General features: G+C 34.5%; 13 protein-coding genes. 7 read left to right on the top strand and 6 right to left on the bottom strand.

Features of this window, described 5'->3' with window-relative positions; genetic code table 11:
- Nucleotides 1-9: 9 nt before the first annotated feature.
- Nucleotides 10-1,458, bottom strand: coding sequence for a toll/interleukin-1 receptor domain-containing protein (locus tag VB248_RS03810; RefSeq protein ID WP_323295409.1), 1,449 nt, complete (start codon nucleotides 1,456-1,458; stop codon nucleotides 10-12).
- A 304-nt stretch (nucleotides 1,459-1,762) separates the two neighbouring features.
- Between VB248_RS03810 and VB248_RS03805 the strand changes: the two genes are divergently transcribed.
- A complete protein-coding gene (locus tag VB248_RS03805; RefSeq protein WP_323295408.1) occupies nucleotides 1,763-2,917 on the top strand; it encodes a T9SS type A sorting domain-containing protein in 1,155 nt (384 codons plus the stop codon).
- A gap of 227 nt (nucleotides 2,918-3,144) precedes the next feature.
- On the opposite strand, the gene VB248_RS03800 is transcribed toward VB248_RS03805, so the two are convergent.
- The gene (locus VB248_RS03800) at nucleotides 3,145-5,310 is read right to left on the bottom strand and encodes an FUSC family protein (protein ID WP_323295407.1); all 2,166 of its coding nucleotides are present in this window, start codon (nucleotides 5,308-5,310) and stop codon (nucleotides 3,145-3,147) included.
- 161 nt (nucleotides 5,311-5,471) lie between these two features.
- Here VB248_RS03800 and VB248_RS03795 point away from each other — a divergent pair, with 161 nt between their 5' ends.
- Nucleotides 5,472-7,007 carry a glycosyltransferase family 39 protein gene (locus tag VB248_RS03795; protein WP_323295406.1) on the top strand — a complete coding sequence of 512 codons (1,536 nt, stop codon included), beginning with the start codon at nucleotides 5,472-5,474 and terminating at the stop codon, nucleotides 7,005-7,007.
- 161 nt (nucleotides 7,008-7,168) lie between these two features.
- Here the strand turns inward: VB248_RS03795 and VB248_RS03790 are convergent, their stop codons facing one another.
- Entirely contained in the window at nucleotides 7,169-8,368 is a 1,200-nt protein-coding gene (locus tag VB248_RS03790; RefSeq protein ID WP_323295405.1) for a type IV pili methyl-accepting chemotaxis transducer N-terminal domain-containing protein, read from the bottom strand.
- 489 nt (nucleotides 8,369-8,857) lie between these two features.
- On the opposite strand from VB248_RS03790, the gene VB248_RS03785 reads away from it, so the two are divergent.
- The 3 genes from VB248_RS03785 to VB248_RS03775 all read left to right on the top strand — a co-directional run bounded on the left by VB248_RS03785 (nucleotide 8,858) and on the right by VB248_RS03775 (nucleotide 10,939).
- Nucleotides 8,858-9,994: a hypothetical protein gene (locus VB248_RS03785; RefSeq protein WP_323295404.1), complete on the top strand. Its 1,137-nt coding sequence runs from the start codon at nucleotides 8,858-8,860 to the stop codon at nucleotides 9,992-9,994.
- A gap of 407 nt (nucleotides 9,995-10,401) precedes the next feature.
- Entirely contained in the window at nucleotides 10,402-10,614 is a 213-nt protein-coding gene (locus VB248_RS03780; RefSeq protein WP_323295403.1) for a hypothetical protein, read from the top strand.
- Nucleotides 10,601-10,939, top strand: a complete 339-nt coding sequence (locus tag VB248_RS03775; RefSeq protein WP_323295402.1) for a type II toxin-antitoxin system PemK/MazF family toxin — start codon at nucleotides 10,601-10,603, stop codon at nucleotides 10,937-10,939. Before VB248_RS03780 ends, VB248_RS03775 begins: the two co-directional genes overlap by 14 nt.
- 41 nt (nucleotides 10,940-10,980) lie before the next feature.
- Here the strand turns inward: VB248_RS03775 and VB248_RS03770 are convergent, their stop codons facing one another.
- The 3 genes from VB248_RS03770 to VB248_RS03760 form a co-directional block, all read right to left on the bottom strand.
- Nucleotides 10,981-11,517 carry a DUF2911 domain-containing protein gene (locus tag VB248_RS03770; RefSeq protein WP_323295401.1) on the bottom strand — a complete coding sequence of 179 codons (537 nt, stop codon included), beginning with the start codon at nucleotides 11,515-11,517 and terminating at the stop codon, nucleotides 10,981-10,983.
- Nucleotides 11,518-11,708: 191 nt separating this feature from the next.
- The gene (locus VB248_RS03765; RefSeq protein WP_323295400.1) at nucleotides 11,709-13,082 is read right to left on the bottom strand and encodes a sodium:solute symporter family protein; all 1,374 of its coding nucleotides are present in this window, start codon (nucleotides 13,080-13,082) and stop codon (nucleotides 11,709-11,711) included.
- A 190-nt stretch (nucleotides 13,083-13,272) separates the two neighbouring features.
- On the bottom strand, nucleotides 13,273-13,854 hold the full coding sequence (locus tag VB248_RS03760) for an acyl-CoA thioesterase (protein ID WP_323295399.1): 582 nt from the start codon (nucleotides 13,852-13,854) through the stop codon (nucleotides 13,273-13,275).
- A 215-nt stretch (nucleotides 13,855-14,069) separates the two neighbouring features.
- Here VB248_RS03760 and nuoL point away from each other — a divergent pair, with 215 nt between their 5' ends.
- On the top strand, nucleotides 14,070-15,992 hold the full coding sequence (gene nuoL / locus VB248_RS03755; RefSeq protein ID WP_323295398.1) for an NADH-quinone oxidoreductase subunit L: 1,923 nt from the start codon (nucleotides 14,070-14,072) through the stop codon (nucleotides 15,990-15,992).
- Nucleotides 15,993-16,144: 152 nt separating this feature from the next.
- Nucleotides 16,145-17,800: a complex I subunit 4 family protein gene (locus VB248_RS03750; protein ID WP_323295397.1), complete on the top strand. Its 1,656-nt coding sequence runs from the start codon at nucleotides 16,145-16,147 to the stop codon at nucleotides 17,798-17,800.
- Nucleotides 17,801-17,851: the final 51 nt, after the last annotated feature.

Here is a 17,851-nt window from a genome sequence, read left to right as displayed (position 1 = left end):
TCAATATTATTAGTGGTTTATATAATGCTTAATTGACTTTATTAACTGTTCAAATCCATTCACATAGTTCTCGGGAGTTAGGTCGCCTCTGTTTTTCTCTTTAAATTCTGCCATAATATCATCATAGTTTTTCTTCAAACTCAGTATTCTATCTCTTTCATCTTGTAAATCTTTTATACTTTCTTCCTTCTCCAAACGCTCATTAAAGCTTTCTTTTAGCTCTTTTAATTTGGCATCGAAAATGCTCATAGCTCTTTCTCTGAACATCGTATCATTTAACGCATCGTCAATTTGGCAAGGCAATACTCTTTTGCCTGTAAGTTCAGCAACATGGAAAGCCTTTAAAGATTCCTGAGCAACCCAGCCAGAAGTAAGAAAATGTTGAGAAATTAATTGAAGAATAAAGTCGCATTTAGCAATACTTTGATTGATAAAAACAGGAATATCATAGCCAATTGGATTATCGGTGTCGATAATCACGGAAAGCCCCAAGGCTTCTAAATCTTTCTGTACTCGTAAAGCAATAGCTTGGTCATTATGGTTGTAAGAGATAAATACTTTTGCATCAAGTGTTTCCTTATCTCGTTTGGGTATTCTAAGTAACTGATGCTCTTTACAAGCATTATAAACTTCTTGGAGGAAATCAGCAGGTTTTTCACCTTCAAATTGAAGCTGAAATCTATCCCAAACCAAAATATCAACGTCGTCTTCGGCTGAATGCACCATCGAAAAACGTTCTCCGCCAATCAAATTTCCATTAGATTCTGAAATCAATAATCGAATAAGCAATTGGATATACCATTTTTCAAAACGAACACCAAGAAAAACAAAGACAGGATTATTTTGTAATACAAACTCAATTTTTTCGGGAAGTGGCTGTTTACCAAAAATATTTTTGAAGTATCCAAACCAATCATCAAAAGTAAAAGTAGCGTCGTAACGTTCTAAATCACCCAACAGTTTATAAATCAATGGATGTTCTTTACTTGGAATCTGATTGATAACGGGTACGTCTTTGTTAGTTCTGGAATACCTGCTTACCCTAAAGCCGTCGGGCTTATCGGCGAATACTTCCTCAAAAGCATTTTGAAGATTATCGTCGGGTAGTAATGAAATAATCAGTGGAATTGGTAATTGGGCAATTTGTCGGAAATGTTTTTCCCATTCTTTTCTTTGGTCGAAATACCATTTGGCAAAGCGGTAAATGTGCATTTCCTCTTTTTGCTGAGATTTAAGACTCATCAACTCTTCTTTGATGAAAGAAAAATCAGAAAAAGCAATTTTACTAAACCGCCTCCTTTCAGAATTATCAATTACTTTATCATAGTAATATTCATAGGCGGATTTGATAGATTCATCAAAATTTTTACCTTCAAAATGGCATACTTCTGGGCCTAAAACAAGCACGCACTTTCCCTCTTGAATTGCTTCAAGAATGACGGAAATATTATCACTCATAGCTACTTAGCGATTAACTACAATTATTTTTTGTAAAAGGTAGTTAAAAAAGAAAATAGAGAAAAGAAAATATTAAAAAACTTATCTAACGGTAAAAACTTATATTCTTTACTGGTAATCTTTAAATAAAATTTATTGCCAATATCCACTTTTAACACTTTCAAAACATTTATTATCATAAGTGAAGAATGCACAGTCTTGAATAAGAACATTTTATTTTGAATTATTTATCAGTTTTTCTATTTAGTTTTAGGTTCGGCAGCAACAGTATTTTTAATATTCAAACCTTTTAACATATAAACCAATGAAAACCTACCTCAACTTAATTGTACTCTTTTTTATTAATTCTCCACTATTTGCTTCGCATCTCAAAGGTGGAAATATTCAAGTGTCACAAGTAAATGACCAAAATTTGACTTATGAAATCACCGTGACCATTTACTCAGATTTAACTTTGGGTATAAGGGCTTATATGGAACAGAAAGAAATACCCGTTTGCTTTGGCGATGGTAGTTCGGGCATTGCTTCAAGAGTAAATGGCAATGGAAACGGAGAGGAAATAAGCAATAGTATCGGTAAAAGTATTTACAAAATTCAACATAAATATGCGTCGAATCTTACGGCTTATCGGGTTTATGTTGCTCTTCTGAGTAGAAATCAAACTATTCGTAATATCAAAAATGCCGATTATGTGCCTTTTTATATTGAAACTTTATTCAATCCAAAAGCCATTAATTCAACGCCAATTCTTAATAATGACATTGGTGTTTTGTATGCAAAGGTTAAACAAGTATTTGTTTACAACCCAAAAGCTACTGATATTGAAGGCGATAGTTTGTCATATCGGCTTACGATGGCAAGAACCAGTACCTCTAACGATTGTTCTACTTTAGGAATACCTATTGAAAGCTTTAAACAGCCTAATGAAGTAAACGAAGTAGGAACTTTTAAAATCAATGAAATCACTGGCGATTTAACGTGGAATGCTCCTACTCAAATTGGGATTTATACTTGTTCTTTTATGGTTGAAGAGTGGAGAAAAGGCATCAAAATAAGCTTGACCGTAAGGGATATGGAAATTGTGGTGAAAGATGAAGCAGGCGAAACAGCAACGATTCCTCCGTTTGAAGCAGTGATAAAAGCACCGATTGTAAATGAAGTATCGAATCAGGCATTGGTTTTATCTACTGAAAATGAAGTGATTTCTGATATGGAGTTTACCATCTTTCCAAACCCAAGTAGCGGTGTATTTAAGGCAGAGGTTATTACAAAACTACCTTCAAAAGTAGTTTTCCAGCTTTTTGATAATTCGGGGAAACTTTTACAAGAGTTCAAGCATACGAATGTTGGTCTAACACACTTTCAAGAATTTAATGTAGAAGCCTTTTCGGAACAAATGCTGATATTAAAAGTAATTAACGGAATACATTCTATTACGAAAAAGGTCATTATCAAATAAGCTCTTTCATACTTCTATGCAGAGAACAATTGAAAATAGTTGGAACACTTAGTAAAAACTATTTTTCAACTTTGGGAAGAAATTTTTCAGAGAAGAAAAAGTATTTTTCTTCTCTGAAAAAAACTTTCGCAGGTAAGAAAGACTTTTTTTCCTTCTTAGAAAAAGCTTCCGTAAGCAAGAAAAACATTTTTTCTTTCTTGAAAAAAATCTTCGGAAGAAAGAAAAAATTAGACTTTTATCTTCTCAGAAATTTTATAAATATCAAAAGCTACTTTTTGAATATCTATAAACTGCTCTGATATCAACATCAATTCTTCTTGATTTTTAAAGGTATTTTTCAAAGATATAATTCTTAAATCTTGATGAATTACGCCGTCTTCGGAATCCAAAATAATCATGGCTTCGGTCATAAGTTTTTCTGTATTCATTGCCACTAATTGTAGCTTTTCAAATTCTTGTATGTCGTCGCAATGTTCGGTGATGTACAATGCTAAAGTAGCAATGTAGGATGTCATCAAATGGTTCAAGACCGAAAACTTATGTACTTCTTTGATACTCAACTGTTTGCTTTTTGGTTCAGAGAACATTCTTTGAAAAGCAGAAGCTAAGTTGGCACTTCGTACATATACTTCTTTACGTATAATTTTATAGGGAATTTTATCGTACTGTTGTCCGAAAAAATAGGCTGAAACCTGATGATAATAAGCCAAATTAGCTTCTATCATTTCTATCAATACAGTTCTGAGTTTTTGATGTTCCCAACTTGGCAATAAAAAATGGCTTGCCATAAAAGCGATACTTCCGCCAATCAAAGTATCATATACTCTTTCTATAAAAACGGCTTTGCTCAATAATCCTTGAAAATCGTATAAAATCAGGATAAAGGGTGTCATGAACAAAACACTGATGATATAATTTTTTCGGATAAAAATGAATGTTCCCAAAATACAGAATAGCAATATGCCAAAAAGTGCATTTTCGTTTTCTACCCAAGCCAAAATAAACATTCCGATACCAACGCCAATAATTGTACCTATCAAACGATGATAGTTTCGTTCTTTGGTTAGGCTAAAAGCAGGTTTCATAATAACGATAATCGTCAATAATATCCAGTTGCTATGCAGAAAATGGGAAAATTGGGCAATTAAAAAACCCAATAACATAGCTGATGAAACCCGAATGGCATGACGAAAAACCCCTGATTTTAGATTGAGGTTTTCACGAAACAAATCAAAACTGTACTCTTCGTGTGAAATAAAATATGCTGATTGTGTTTTACTTTTAATCAGTTTATTAGCTTTTTTATCTTTAAAATAGCTATTGATTTTTCTGATTCTCAGGTAAATATTTTCAATGTTTACGTCAATACTCTTCAAAGCCTGAATCCCACTTTCCGAAAATGTTTCGGGCGAGTACGACGACTCCAATATTTCTATTTCTTGTTTTAAATCTCTGATTTCACGAGGTAATCTTAATGAAAAATTGGGTTTTCCGTCGGCTTTCAGAGCCAAACCAATTTCTTCTAATTGGTCGGATAAATGAATGAGTACTTCTTCAAAATGTTTCAAAATGCCCACATCGTCAAACTGCTGATGAAGGGTTTGATAACTGTAAAAAGTAGAAAGGGCTTGCTCAAACAAATCCATGGTATCTACAAATACAATTACTAAAAAACGTCCTTCTTGTGTGGATTCTCGAACAATTTCTCGGCTTTTAAAGAGTAATTCTCGTACTGCATTTTGTTTATCATTCACAGTAGCTTGGCACAAAAGCAGTTTTTTATAGTTTTCATCATAATCCATTCCTGCTTTATAAAAACCTGATTTTATTCTCATAAAATTGGCTACTTCTATCACACATTCACCCAAAGTTTGTTGTGCCAAACGATAAGGCATGATTTTGTACAGAGACAAACTCAGCAAGGAATACCACAAACCACCAGTAAGTATATACAAAGAGTAATGAGCAATTTCGGCAAAGGAGCGTACATGACTAAGCCCCAAAGTAAGTACCAACAAAGCGGCAGTACCAACCAAAGAACTACGGTTGCCATACACGTGAAGCATTGAAAAAATAAAGCTAAAGGCAACCACCACAAAGCCTAAAAGAACGATAGAATTACTCGCAAAACCAACAATAAATGCGACAACCGACACCAATACGGTACTTACCAACATGGCATTGCGTCGGTGAGTAATTGGGCCAGGAGTATCGGCGATACTGGCACATAAAGCACCCAGAGAGATAGTAATCCCGATTTGCTGTAAATGATATTGAAATAAAATTAAACTTGGCAAGACGACGCCGATTGTCACCCTGAGACCATCTCCGAAGTAATGACTCCAAACAAAATTCTTGATTTCGTTGGTGGTTTGTTGTGTTTTCGAGGTCATGGTTTTTGCGATGCTCTGTAAATGTGATAAGTAAAAATAGATATTTTCTAAAAATAGTATGCACAACCTTTGGCAATAAGAAAGAATAATCGTTTTTAATAGAATTTTTCTATAACTTCCATGCTCAAATCTGAAGCCTTCCTCAAAACCCCTACAATACTATGAAAATCAAAACTTTAATACTTTGTTTTTGTATTTTATTGAAGTTTATTCTCCAATATACTTTAATTAATGCTGGTTATGACTTACATCGAGATGAATATTTGCATCTCGACCAAGCTCATCATTTGGCTTGGGGATATTTATCTGTTCCGCCCTTTACTTCTTGGATTTCTTATTTGATACTTTCTTTAGGAAACAGTGTTTTTTGGGTAAAGTTTTTTCCCGCTCTTTTCGGTACTCTTACTTTACTGCTGGTTTGGAAAAGCATCGAAGCCCTTGGCGGTGGTATTTTTGCTTTGTTGGTTGGGGCTTTTGCCATTATTTTTTCCGCCATTTTACGCATCAATACACTTTTTCAACCCAACTCTTTTGATGTTCTTGCTTGGACTGCCGTTTATTTCTTTTTGCTAAAGTACATCATTACACAAAAGAATCAATGGCTTTGGTACATAGTCTTTATTTTTTCTCTTGGCTTCTTAAATAAATACAATATTGTGTTTATGTTGATAGGCTTAGTGCCAGCTTTATTGATTTCAGAACATCGTAAAGTTTTCTTGAGTACCGAACTCTATTTAGCTATTCTAATGGGTTTTTTCTTGATTCTCCCCAATCTTTTTTGGCAATATCATCATCATTTTCCTGTGTTTTATCATTTAGAACTTCTTTCTAAAATACAATTAGTCAATGTAAATAGAATCGACTTTCTGAAAGAACAAATACTCTTTTTTTTCAATTCATTTTTTGTGTTAATTATCGCTTTTATCGCCTTTTTTAGGTATCAACCTTTCAAAAAATTTCAGGTTTTTGTCTTTGCTTTTGTCTTTACCTTACTCCTTTTTGTATATCTCAAAGCCAAAGCTTATTATGCCATTGGCTTGTATCCGATATTTTTTGCTTTTGGTGCGGTATATATCGAATATTTGCTGAAAGATTCTTGGAAAGTCTATGTGCGTCCTTTGGTGCTTTTGTTGATTGTCGGGCTTTTTATTCCTGTTATCAAAGTAGCTTTTCCAGTACTGAGTCCTGCGGAAATAGAACAAAAAGCTCAGTCTTTCAAAGATTTTGATTTGCTAAAATGGGAAGACGGTGAAAATCATACACTACCACAAGATTTTGCGGATATGCTCGGATGGAAAGAACTGGCACAAAAAGTAGATAAGATTTATGAACAAATTCCAGACAAAGCCCACACTTTAGTACTTTGTGATAATTATGGACAAGCGGGAGCTATCAATTATTACTCAAGATTTAAGCAGATAAAAGCCGTTACGGTGAATGCAGATTATATCAATTGGTTTCCGGCTTTAGATAAAGTCATAATCAAAAATATTATTCTAATACAAAATGCTGACGACGATGATAAAAACAGAGAAAAAGAACGACCACTTTTTGAAGCGGTATCATTAGAAAGTAAAATCGACAACCATTTTGCCCGTGAATATGGCACAAGTATTTATTACCTCAAGAATGCCAAAGTACCCATCAATCATTTCTTGAAAGAAGACATCGAAGAAGAGCAAAAAAATTGGGAATAGAATTTATTTTAGAATTTTTGATTGGGGATGTCGGATGTCAGATTTCAGATGTCGGATATATAGAATTTCTAAAACCCTAAAGTCTTGTATCTTGTATCTTTAATCTAAAGTCCAAAATCCTAAAGTCTTATAGTCCTAAAGTCTTATAGTCCCCCAAAAACCTACTTCTGATAAACCGAATGCGTTTTTGCAACGATTTCTTTAATGATTTTATCAAGTCTCTGGGCTTCTTCCTCCAGATTTTTGATAAAATCAGATTTTTCATCATCACTAATCATATACTCTTTGTTTAAAAGCAAATGTGTAAAACCCAACATATTAGCCACTGGGCTTCTGACTAAATGCGACTGTTGCCAAGCGATATCATTAAGAATACTCAATTGCTCCTTGATTTTCATTTCAGCCTTTTTGCGTTCGTTGATATTGGTGGCGTTGAAAGAAACACCAATAATTTGCTGTGCATTGTCGTACACAGGAAAATAACGAAGTTTAAACCAAACCATTTTTTGGTTGATTTTCATCTGCGTTTCCTTTCCTACGATTTCACCCTTCATGGCTTCTCTGAAAGATTCAAAAAACGAATACTCCATACCATTCAGTAAATAATTCCTGAAATCATCCCCAATTTTGATTTGTAACTTATGTGAAAGTCGGACACTTTCTTCGGCAGATTTATTAAAATTGATGATTTTATAATCGGGGCCAATGAAGATATTAGAATCTGGCGAACTGTTTAGAATAGCCAATAATTTACGTTCAGAACTTTCCAATTCTTTGATAATCTGGAGGAGTTTTCTTTCAATAGGTTGAAAAATATAAATAATTTCAACCACAATAATACTTATCGAAAACAAAGCCAGCACTACTTCAATCACAACAATAAGCCAAAGTTTATGGTCGGCTTCTTGTTCTAATTTTTTCACAGTGTCGTCCATTTCCACCAAAAAAGCCGCTTGATTCTCGCTCAATTGACTAATAATTCCTAAGTCAATTTTATCCTGTAAATGTCTTCCAACAAAATCAATTCTTGGTGAAAGTTCTCTAAGCATTTTACGAGCTTCCTCATTTTTGATAGCATGAATCTTCAAATCAGCATCACCATTGAGCAAAGCATAATGTGCTTTTCGCCAAAGCTGATAGGTTTTTTGAATATCCGACAAAGAAATCTGCTGATGAAAAAGTTTGAAAATCTCAAGGTTTAGTTTCTGACTAAGCATCCGCTGTCGCCCCGAAATATTAATTACTTTAGAATCTTCTTTTTTCTGATAAAGCCAATACTGAATAAAAAACTGATTAACAGTGATAATCAATATCGCCATTAGCACACCAATGAAGTATCTATTTTTATGTTTACGAATCATATTGTTGATGAAAAATTATATCAATAGATCGAGAGGCTTCTTTTTTGAAATAATTGAGTTTTTATTAAAAAAATAGCTGTAAACTTCACTAAAAAGAGTTGGCGATAAAATTCCTCTACGAAACTCAATTATCAATCATTTTTTTATTGAATTAAGCTTAAAAATACAATTTTTCAAAATATTGTAATCAATTGTAAAAATATTAATCACTTTGTGTGGAAAGTAGAGCAACTTGTTATTAATGGTAGTATTCTTAATTTATACTCAAAAAATAAAGTACTCATTGCTCAATTAGCAAAAAGATGCGAGGCAAAAGCTTTGAGCTATACTTATATTACTCATAAAGATTTTAACGCACTTAAAATAATTTTTTACTTCTTCATCAATTTATTTTTTTTACATATATTTGATGTGTTGAATATTTGCCTAAGCTCATCTTCTGTTTATAGATGATTTTTACTGAATCTATAATTTTTAGCCAAACTCTGTATGTATAAAGTTTTACTTGCTTCTGTCGGACATTTCTTTGATTCGACCGCCGAAATCCCCTCAATCTTTAAAAGAGCAGGTTGTATTGTTGATGTTTTTTGTTCGGAAGAATCTTGGCTTAGGAGTAACCGATTTCATGATAATTGGATTGAAGCACCTGACGACGAAGAAAATTTCAAGTATCATTTAGCTGATTATGTTAGAAAAAATACAGACAATTACAATTGGATTCTGCTACTTGATGAGTTTACCTTGAAGTTGATGAACAACTTTATTGGTGATGACCAACTACTTATTGATAGGCTTTTGCCGATTAAAAAGATTGAAAACCGTGAAGTATTATCTTCAAAAATCGGAATGTCTAATGCTTGTACCAGATACAACATTACTACTCCGAGGTTTATCAATTATACCGAAGACCTTTCTTTAGACTACATTGCCCAAAATCTTGATTTCCCGATTTTATTGAAAGAAGACTTTAGTTTTTCTGGCTTGGGTATTCAGTACTGTGCTACCATCAATGAATTTCAGGCTTGTTTAGATAAAGTACTTAGCAAAAAGAATCTTGTTTTACAGGAATTTATTGTTGGCGAAGATATTGGCGTAGAAGCTCTTTTCTATAATGGACAATTAGTAAGCTATAATTGCTCTACGATTTTGTCTTATATGACGGATAAATTCTCGTTTACCACTCGCAGAATTTACTATCAAGATGCAGATTTAGCCCTACAACTCAAAAAACTGGGTGAAAGCTTTGGAATTAGTGGCTTGGGAAGTATTCAGTATATCTATCATAAAGAAAGAAATTTGTTTTACTTGATAGAAACCGATTTGCGTTCAAACTCTTGGATGCCTTATTCGAAATTTATGGAAAATGATATGTCGGAAGGAGTTAAGCAAATTATGAGTGGCAAAATTATTGGTGAGTTCCCCAAAACTACACCAGTCAATGAAAGACTTGAAATTGCTATTTTCGACAGAGATGTTAGACGTTGCATGAAGAATAAAGACCTAAAAGGTTTTCTCCGTTGGGCATTTAATTACAAAGGCTACTGGCGTTTTATGCCTTTTTACGATACCAAACTCTTCAAACGCATTTTCACTAAACTGTACAAAGACTTCTTTAAGATAGCGTAATAACGATGAAATAATTCATCACTTACAGATTGAAGTAACTAAAAACAAAAACGGCTGTACTTAAAAGTACAGCCGTTTTTGTTTTTAGTTAAGCACGCCAATGTTAACAAGTATCCCCAGTTGTTTAATAACAATGTCTATATTTTAGAAGTACTATATCGTCTAAATGTATGAAACTGGCAATATAAATTAATCTGATATTAAGATTTGAAAAAAGATTAGTTTGTAATACATTCGATTAAAAATAAAGTATTATTAGTAGGCAATGAAGTAATGATTTGCCTAATACTTTTCCAGTATTGATAAACTTTGCTTATATTGAACCTTTACAACATTGAAAGCTATTTCAATTAAAGCTTAAAGATGTATTAAATAATATGTAAAATCACTATTTAATTTTTTAGCCAATGCAAACATTAGATTTAATACAAGAAATCCAACGCCTACCACTGACGAAAAGGTTTTATGTGATAGAAGAAACATTAAAATCTATCAAAAAAGAAGAAATGCAACAACAAATGGAACTTGCTGCAAATGAGCTTTATGATGACTATGTAAACGATAAAGAACTAACTGTATTTACTTCACTTGATTTTGAAAATTTTTATGAAACAAGGTGAAATTTGGCTCATAGACCTCGACCCTACAAAAGGAGCTGAAATACAAAAGAAAAGACCTGCTATTATTATCAATGACAATAGATTAGGCAAACTACCTTTGAGAGTTGTTGTACCTATTACCGATTGGAAAGACCGCTATAATATTGCTCCGTGGATGGTAAAAATTGAACCTTCTGAAATTAATGGACTTTCCAAAATTTCCTCTGCTGATTGTTTTCAAATACGTTCTCTCTCACAAGAAAGACTTATTAAAAAACTTGGAAATATTGATGACAATACGCTCGACGAAATTAAAGAAGCTATTAAGAAAGTGTTGGATATGTAGATTACCTCATTTCACTGCGAACAGTGAAACGAGGTAAAACATTACTTCACAGGAATAATCACTTTGGTAGTATCCCAACGCAAGATAATATCAACGCCCTCTGGTTTTTCACTGAAATCAATAGTGAATTTTTCTATTGAATCAGATTGCTGAATAGAAGGTACTGGTACTCTTAACACATCTTTTTTATCGTTATAAGATAATCCCCATTGTCCTACTTCTGAATTGATGATGGCAGTCCAATCTGTTTTTTCAGGAATGGTAAAAAGTGTATAAGTACCTGCTTTTAGGGGTTTTCCTGCAAAAAGAACATCTTTTGAAAACTTTATGGTAGTTGCTTCGTTTGCTCCTGTTCTCCACCATTTTCCATAAGGAACTAAGGCTTTTGAACTTTGTTCGCCAAAAATCAAACGCCCTTTTTTCGATGGCTGGCAGTAATCAATTGTGATACTTAATCCATTTTTTTCATACTCGGCTGTGGCAGATGGACTGAAAGATTTGGTATAATAAAACCTAAATAAAAGGGCAGCAGATGCTAAAATTGCCAGAATTATCAGAACAACTTTTAAAATTTTCATCGTTTTTTTTGTGGATTAAGTTGATAAACGTTTGTTGAGTAAAAATAGACAAGTTTAGCTTGCCTTCAAAATGATGTATTTGTTAAGAAGATATAAGACACAAGATTTTAGACTTTTTAGACTTTAAGATTTTTGGACTTTAGAATTTTAAGATTCAAGATTTGGGTAATAGCCTGTGTTTCCAAGAATACTTAGTTTCGGTTGATGTGAGAACCCACAAACATACTTCCTAAACTTACAAATAATCCAATAAGCGAAGCAGGAAAGGCAGTTTCGTAAACAAAATGGCAAATTGCCCAACTGCCCAAGCCCAAAAGCATAGCGGCAACGCAACCAGTGGCATTGGCTTTTTTCCAATATAAACCTACGGTGAGTGGCACAAACAGCGACACCAAACTAAATGCCGAAGATTCGCCTACTAATTCAAAAATATCTTGTCGGGAAGAAGCCATCCAGATACTCGCAAAGGTTACTAATACTACCGAAAACCGAATGATGCGAAGTAATTGTTTATCAGGAAGTGTAGGAAAAAATGGCTTGATAATATTTTCACCTAAAACCGATGCTGGGGCTAAGATTGCACCGCTCGTTGTACTCAAAACAGCCGAAATCAATGCCCCGAAAAAGAGAATTTGCAAGAAAATATTGGTATGCTTCATTACTAAATTCGGGATAAGCATTCGGTTGTCGCTTTGCATCAATTCTGGATGTAAATATTTAGCCATCAAAGCAATAAACAAAGGAAGTAAGGCAACAGAAATATATAAAAAACCTGCCAGAACTGACGCTCTTACGGCTGTATTTTCGTTTTTTGAAGCCATTACTCTTTGAAAAATATCTTGTTGCGGAATAGAACCCAAGCCTACGGTAATCCAAGCAGTGATATATTGAGCTATCCCCAGACCAGAAAATGAACGAGGAGCAAAACTAAAAAATCCCTTGGGCGATTGGTTTAGTACGGGAGTAATACCACCTATTTTTTCTTCTAAAACAAAAAATAAAATCACCAAACCGATGATTAGTACAATATTATGAAAGAAATCTGTCACCGAAACAGACCACATACCGCCCATTAAAGTATAGCTCATCACCAACAAAGCACTTAGCCAAATCCCCGTTTGTAAAGGCCAGCCCATAATTACTTCCAGTACCGTTCCCATCGCAATCAATTGGGCGGCTATCCAACCAAAGTAAGAGGGAATCATCACAACAGCAGAAACCAATTCTGCCGTAGCCCCAAAACGGATTTTGAAGTAATCACAAAAAGTTAAAATATTAAGTCTGTAAAAAGTACGAGCATAAAACAAGCCGACCAAAATCAGACACAAAGCTGCTCCGAAAGGCTCTTCAATTACGCCAGCAATGCCATGTTCGATAAATTCGGAAGGTGCTCCCATCATGGTTTCCGAGCCAAACCAAGTAGCAAAAGTTACCATAGCCGATAAGCCCAACGAAAGCCCTCGCCCTGCCAAAACAAAGTCTTCGGTATTCACTATTTTCCGAGAAGCCCACCAACCGACGAATAGATTGATAGAAAGATATGCCAGAATAAAACCAATGAGCATAGCCGTTTTAAGTTATGAGTTCTGAATGATGAATTTTGAGTTAGTTTGTAAGAAAGTTTTAAAGCATTTAGGATTGGGGGTTTCGGAAATTGGATAAATACTTCTCAAATAATCATTTAAAAAAGCCGAAATCCGACATCAATTCTTTCACAATCCTTCTTATGAACTAATTCATATCTCATAATTAAGCTTATATCCAATCGCTTTGCATATCTTTTTCACGTTTTACGATACAACGTTCTGCCTCTAATAAGTGAAGGTTTTCGTCGATTTCCATCAGCGTTTTAGCATTATGAAGTAATTCTTTGTATGAATTCTTAATTTCTTTTCTTTTCAAAGCTTCCAAAAAACGGCGAATATCATCGTCACTTTCTAAAATTAATGGAGGAACAGATGTCAATTTACCATTTTCATCTTTGGCAACCATCGTAAAGTATGAAGTATTAGTATGTTTTACGCTGGCAGTTTTGATATTTTCAGCCACTACTTTTATTCCTACAATCAATGAACTATTTCCGACATAGTTTACAGAAGCGTGTAAAGACACCAATTCGCCTACTTCAACGGGCTGCTTGAACTCAACGTTATCAACCGAAACCGTTACGACATAAGTACCCGAATGTTTGGCAGCACATACATAAGCTACTTTATCCATCAATGAAAGTAAAATTCCTCCGTGAATTTTTCCACCAAAATTGGCATAAGACGGAATCATTAGTTCGGTTATGGTTGTCCGAGAATAATTTACAGTTTTTGCATTCGTATTTTCCATCAGATATTACAAGTTTATTAAATGTTTTAACGCTCTATAAATGCTTATTTCCTCACTCATTAGCAAGAAATATTGAATATTACTCCACAAACTTAGTGGGTTTTATCTGAAATCAATTAGGAGTAAATACATTTTGAACTGTATATTTGTACAAAAATTGAAATTTTCCAAGAAAATCTCTGCGAGAGTAATTAAATACTTTCGTAATTATTAATATGACTCCTTCGATATTTGTTTGGCTCATTTTACTAACTCCACTTTTAGGGTTTATCATGCCAATTCTGTTGGGAAGAAAACATAATGGCTTGGCGGCTTGGCTGACAATTGGCTTTACGGGCTTGAACCTTATTTTTTCTGTACTCCTGCTTCTTCAAAATCTGCACGCACAGAATCAACATCTTTCTTTTGATTGGTTTATATTGGGCGAAAAAGCCTATTACTTTGGTTTCCTGACCGATTCCCTCACTTTATTGATGCTGGTTTTGGTGAATTTTATCGCCATTTTAGTACAGATTTTTTCCTTGGAATATATGCACGAAGACCCCGACCAATATCGCTATGTTGGCTTTCTGAGTCTCTTTGTGTTTTCAATGTTGGGCATTGTGCTAACTGATAATCTTTGGATAATGTATGCTTTCTGGGAATTAGTTGGTCTAAGCTCATATCTTTTAATAGGTTTTTGGTATCAGAAACCTTCAGCAGTACAGGCTTCAAAGAAAGCATTTTTAGTAAACCGAGTAGGCGATGTGGGCTTTTTACTGGGTATTTTCTTGATTTACTATATTTTTGGCAATGCTGATTTACAAACGCTTCATACAGATTTTTCAAAAAATCCTAATGTCCATTTAGTTCCACTGGCTGGTTTGCTATTATTCTGTGGATGTATCGGAAAATCAGCTCAATTTCCTCTACATACTTGGCTTCCTGATGCCATGGAAGGACCAACCCCTGTTTCAGCTTTGATTCACGCCGCTACGATGGTGGTGGCTGGGGTGTACTTGGTCGCTCGTATTCATCCTTTGTTTGGCATTGAAGAATCCATTTTTGTTGCTTCTATTGGTTGTATTACCATGTTGTTGGGTTCGGTTTATGCTATTTTTCAAACAGATATTAAAAAAACCTTGGCTTATTCTACCATTTCACAAGTAGGTTTAATGGTAATTGGTTTAGGCACAGACGCTTCAATATTTCATTTACTAACACACGCTTTTTTCAAAGCAGGACTTTTCTTAGCGGCAGGTTCTGTGATTCACGCATTGCATCATTCTGGAAATCACCACTTCGATGCCCAAGATATGCGATTGATGGGTGGTTTACGCAAACGCTTGCCCATTACTTTTATTTGTTACTTGCTTTGTTCTTTGGCTTTGGCTGGGCTTCCACTTTTTGCTGGATTCCTTTCTAAAGATGCTATTTTGGCTCATTTATTTTCATTGGCAGAACAAAAACAAAGTACGGCTTTGTATGTTATTATAGGCTTTTTCTTTGTCGGAATTTTGCTTTCTGCATTTTACATGACTCGCCAAGTTTGGATGATTTTCTTCGGAACATTCAGAAACAAAAAAGTACAAATCGAAAGTATTCATGAAGGTTCATGGAAAATTACTTTTCCGATTTCACTTTTAGCAATTTTATCCACAGGTTTTGTGTTTACCCTGAACCCTTTGGATGCCGAAAATGCTTGGTTTTGGCATTTTATGAATCCTAATTTGGTAGAAAAAGTAGCTGAAAACCATTGGATTGCTTATCTGTCCACAGCGATTGCTCTGTTGGGAGTAGCTTTGGGATATTTTCTTAGAAATCTATACTTCAATTTTGAAGTGCCTACTTTAGATGCCGCCAACGAAGCTTTGTTTGTGAAACCTGTTTTAAATTTTGCAGAACAATTACAGAAGTTTGACAAAAAGAGAATCGACAAATTGGTGGATTCTTTGGCGATGATTCAAGTAATTTTTGCTCATATTGTAGCTTGGTTCGACCACGCCATTATCGACGGAATACCCAATGGTTTAGCCTTTTCGGCGGGAATCATTGGTCGAATTACTCGTTCGGTACAAAGTGGAAAAGTGCAGATATACATTGCCATGTCTTTTTTAGGATTAATTGGTTTAATACTTTTTATCATTTTTTCATTTTGATAAAATGATAATTGGATTTCGGGTGTCGGATTTCTGATTTCGGATTTATAAAAAATTATTTCCGAAATCAGAAATCACAAATCCAAAATAAAAGGACACACTACTAATTCATAATTTTTTACATACCAGATACGATTTTCTGATTCAATAATATGCCCATTTTATCAATACTTATCTTTTTGCCATTAATAGCTTCGTTGGTTATTGCCTTTTCGCCCGACCAGTACAAAGCTTATTTCAAATGGTTTACGCTCGGTGTTACGGGAGTAGAGTTATTACTTTGTATTTTCCTTTACTTCAATTTTGATAAAACCACTTCCGACTACCAGTTTCTTGAACAAATAGATTGGATTACACTTCCTTTGGGTACTTTGGGCGTTGGGTCTATCGACTACCTTTTAGGCGTTGATGGCATCAGTTTGCCAATGGTAGTACTTACAGGAATTGTGATGTTTGTAGGTGCAATTTCTTCTTTTGAAATCAAGAAAAAAGAAAAAGGTTATTTTTCACTTTACTTGTTGCTAACGGGTTCGGTGATAGGCTGTTTTATTGCCTTAGATATGTTTTTGTTTTATCTCTTTTTTGAGTTTATGCTTTTGCCAATGTACTTCCTAATTGGTATTTGGGGTGGACCAAGAAAAGAGTATGCTTCTATCAAGTTTTTCATTTACACATTGGTCGGTTCAATCTTTATTTTGATTGTTATGATTGGCTTGTACCTATCAGTTGTTGACCCTGTGGAGACGGCTTTGCAGATGGGTTTAATCAATGATGTAGCTGATATTACGCCACAAATTATTACAGAAGTACAAAATTTATTGAAAGAATTAAAGATACCAAGTCAGCAAATTGTACATACTTTCGACCTGCGTTTTATGCCCGATGCAGGCAATTTTTTACCAAATGCGTGGCTAAGTACTTTCTCTGGCACACAGATTTTAAGCATTTCTGCTCGTGCTTTAGCCTTTATTTTATTGATGATTGGTTTCGGCATAAAATTACCAGCCGTTCCTGTACATACTTGGTTGCCTGATGCACACGTAGAAGCACCAACGCCCGTGTCGGTTGTTTTGGCAGGTATTCTTTTAAAAATTGGTGGTTATGGTTTTTTAAGAATAGCCTATCCAATTTTTCCAGAAGCCGCCGAAGAGTATGCTTTTGTGGTAGTTGCTTTTGGAGTATTGTCGATTCTTTACGGTGCATTCAATGCTTTGGCGATGAATGATTTAAAGAAAATGATTGCTTATTCTTCTGTTTCGCACATGGGTTTTGTGTTGTTGGGAATCGGCTCGCTTACCAGCGAAGGCGTAAACGGAGCTGTTTATCAAATGTTTTCACATGGTGTTTTGTCGGCGATGTTGTTTTTATTGGTAGGCGTTTTGTACAACAGAACGCATGATAGACGCATCGACAGTTATCAAGGATTAGCGAAAAAAATGCCTTTATATACTGCCATGACGGCAATTGCCTTTTTTGCTTCATTGGGTTTGCCTGCATTTTCGGGCTTTATTGGCGAAGTATTTACTTTGATGGGCGGTTTCAATAGTCCATTTATTCCAAGATGGCTAACGGCTTTGGCTACTTTTGGTTTGGTACTGGGGGCAGCTTATTTTCTGTGGACTTTACAAAGAATGTTTTTTGGTAAATTTTGGCTTCGTCATCCCGAACATCCGACGAATGATTTAACGGCTATCGAAAAAACGATGTTATATCCATTAGCCATTTTAGCCTTAATTTTCGGGATTTTTCCACAGTTAATTTTTGACGTTACCAATGCTTCAATTACTGAATTGTTGAAATTGTTTTAAACAGTGATTGGTAAATGGTGATTAGTGATTAGAATTGTAAGAACTCAAGAA

The organism is Arcicella rigui (assembly GCF_034929435.1).
Lineage (GTDB): Bacteria > Bacteroidota > Bacteroidia > Cytophagales > Spirosomataceae > Arcicella > Arcicella rigui.
This window is presented reverse-complemented; position numbering and strand designations above follow the sequence as displayed.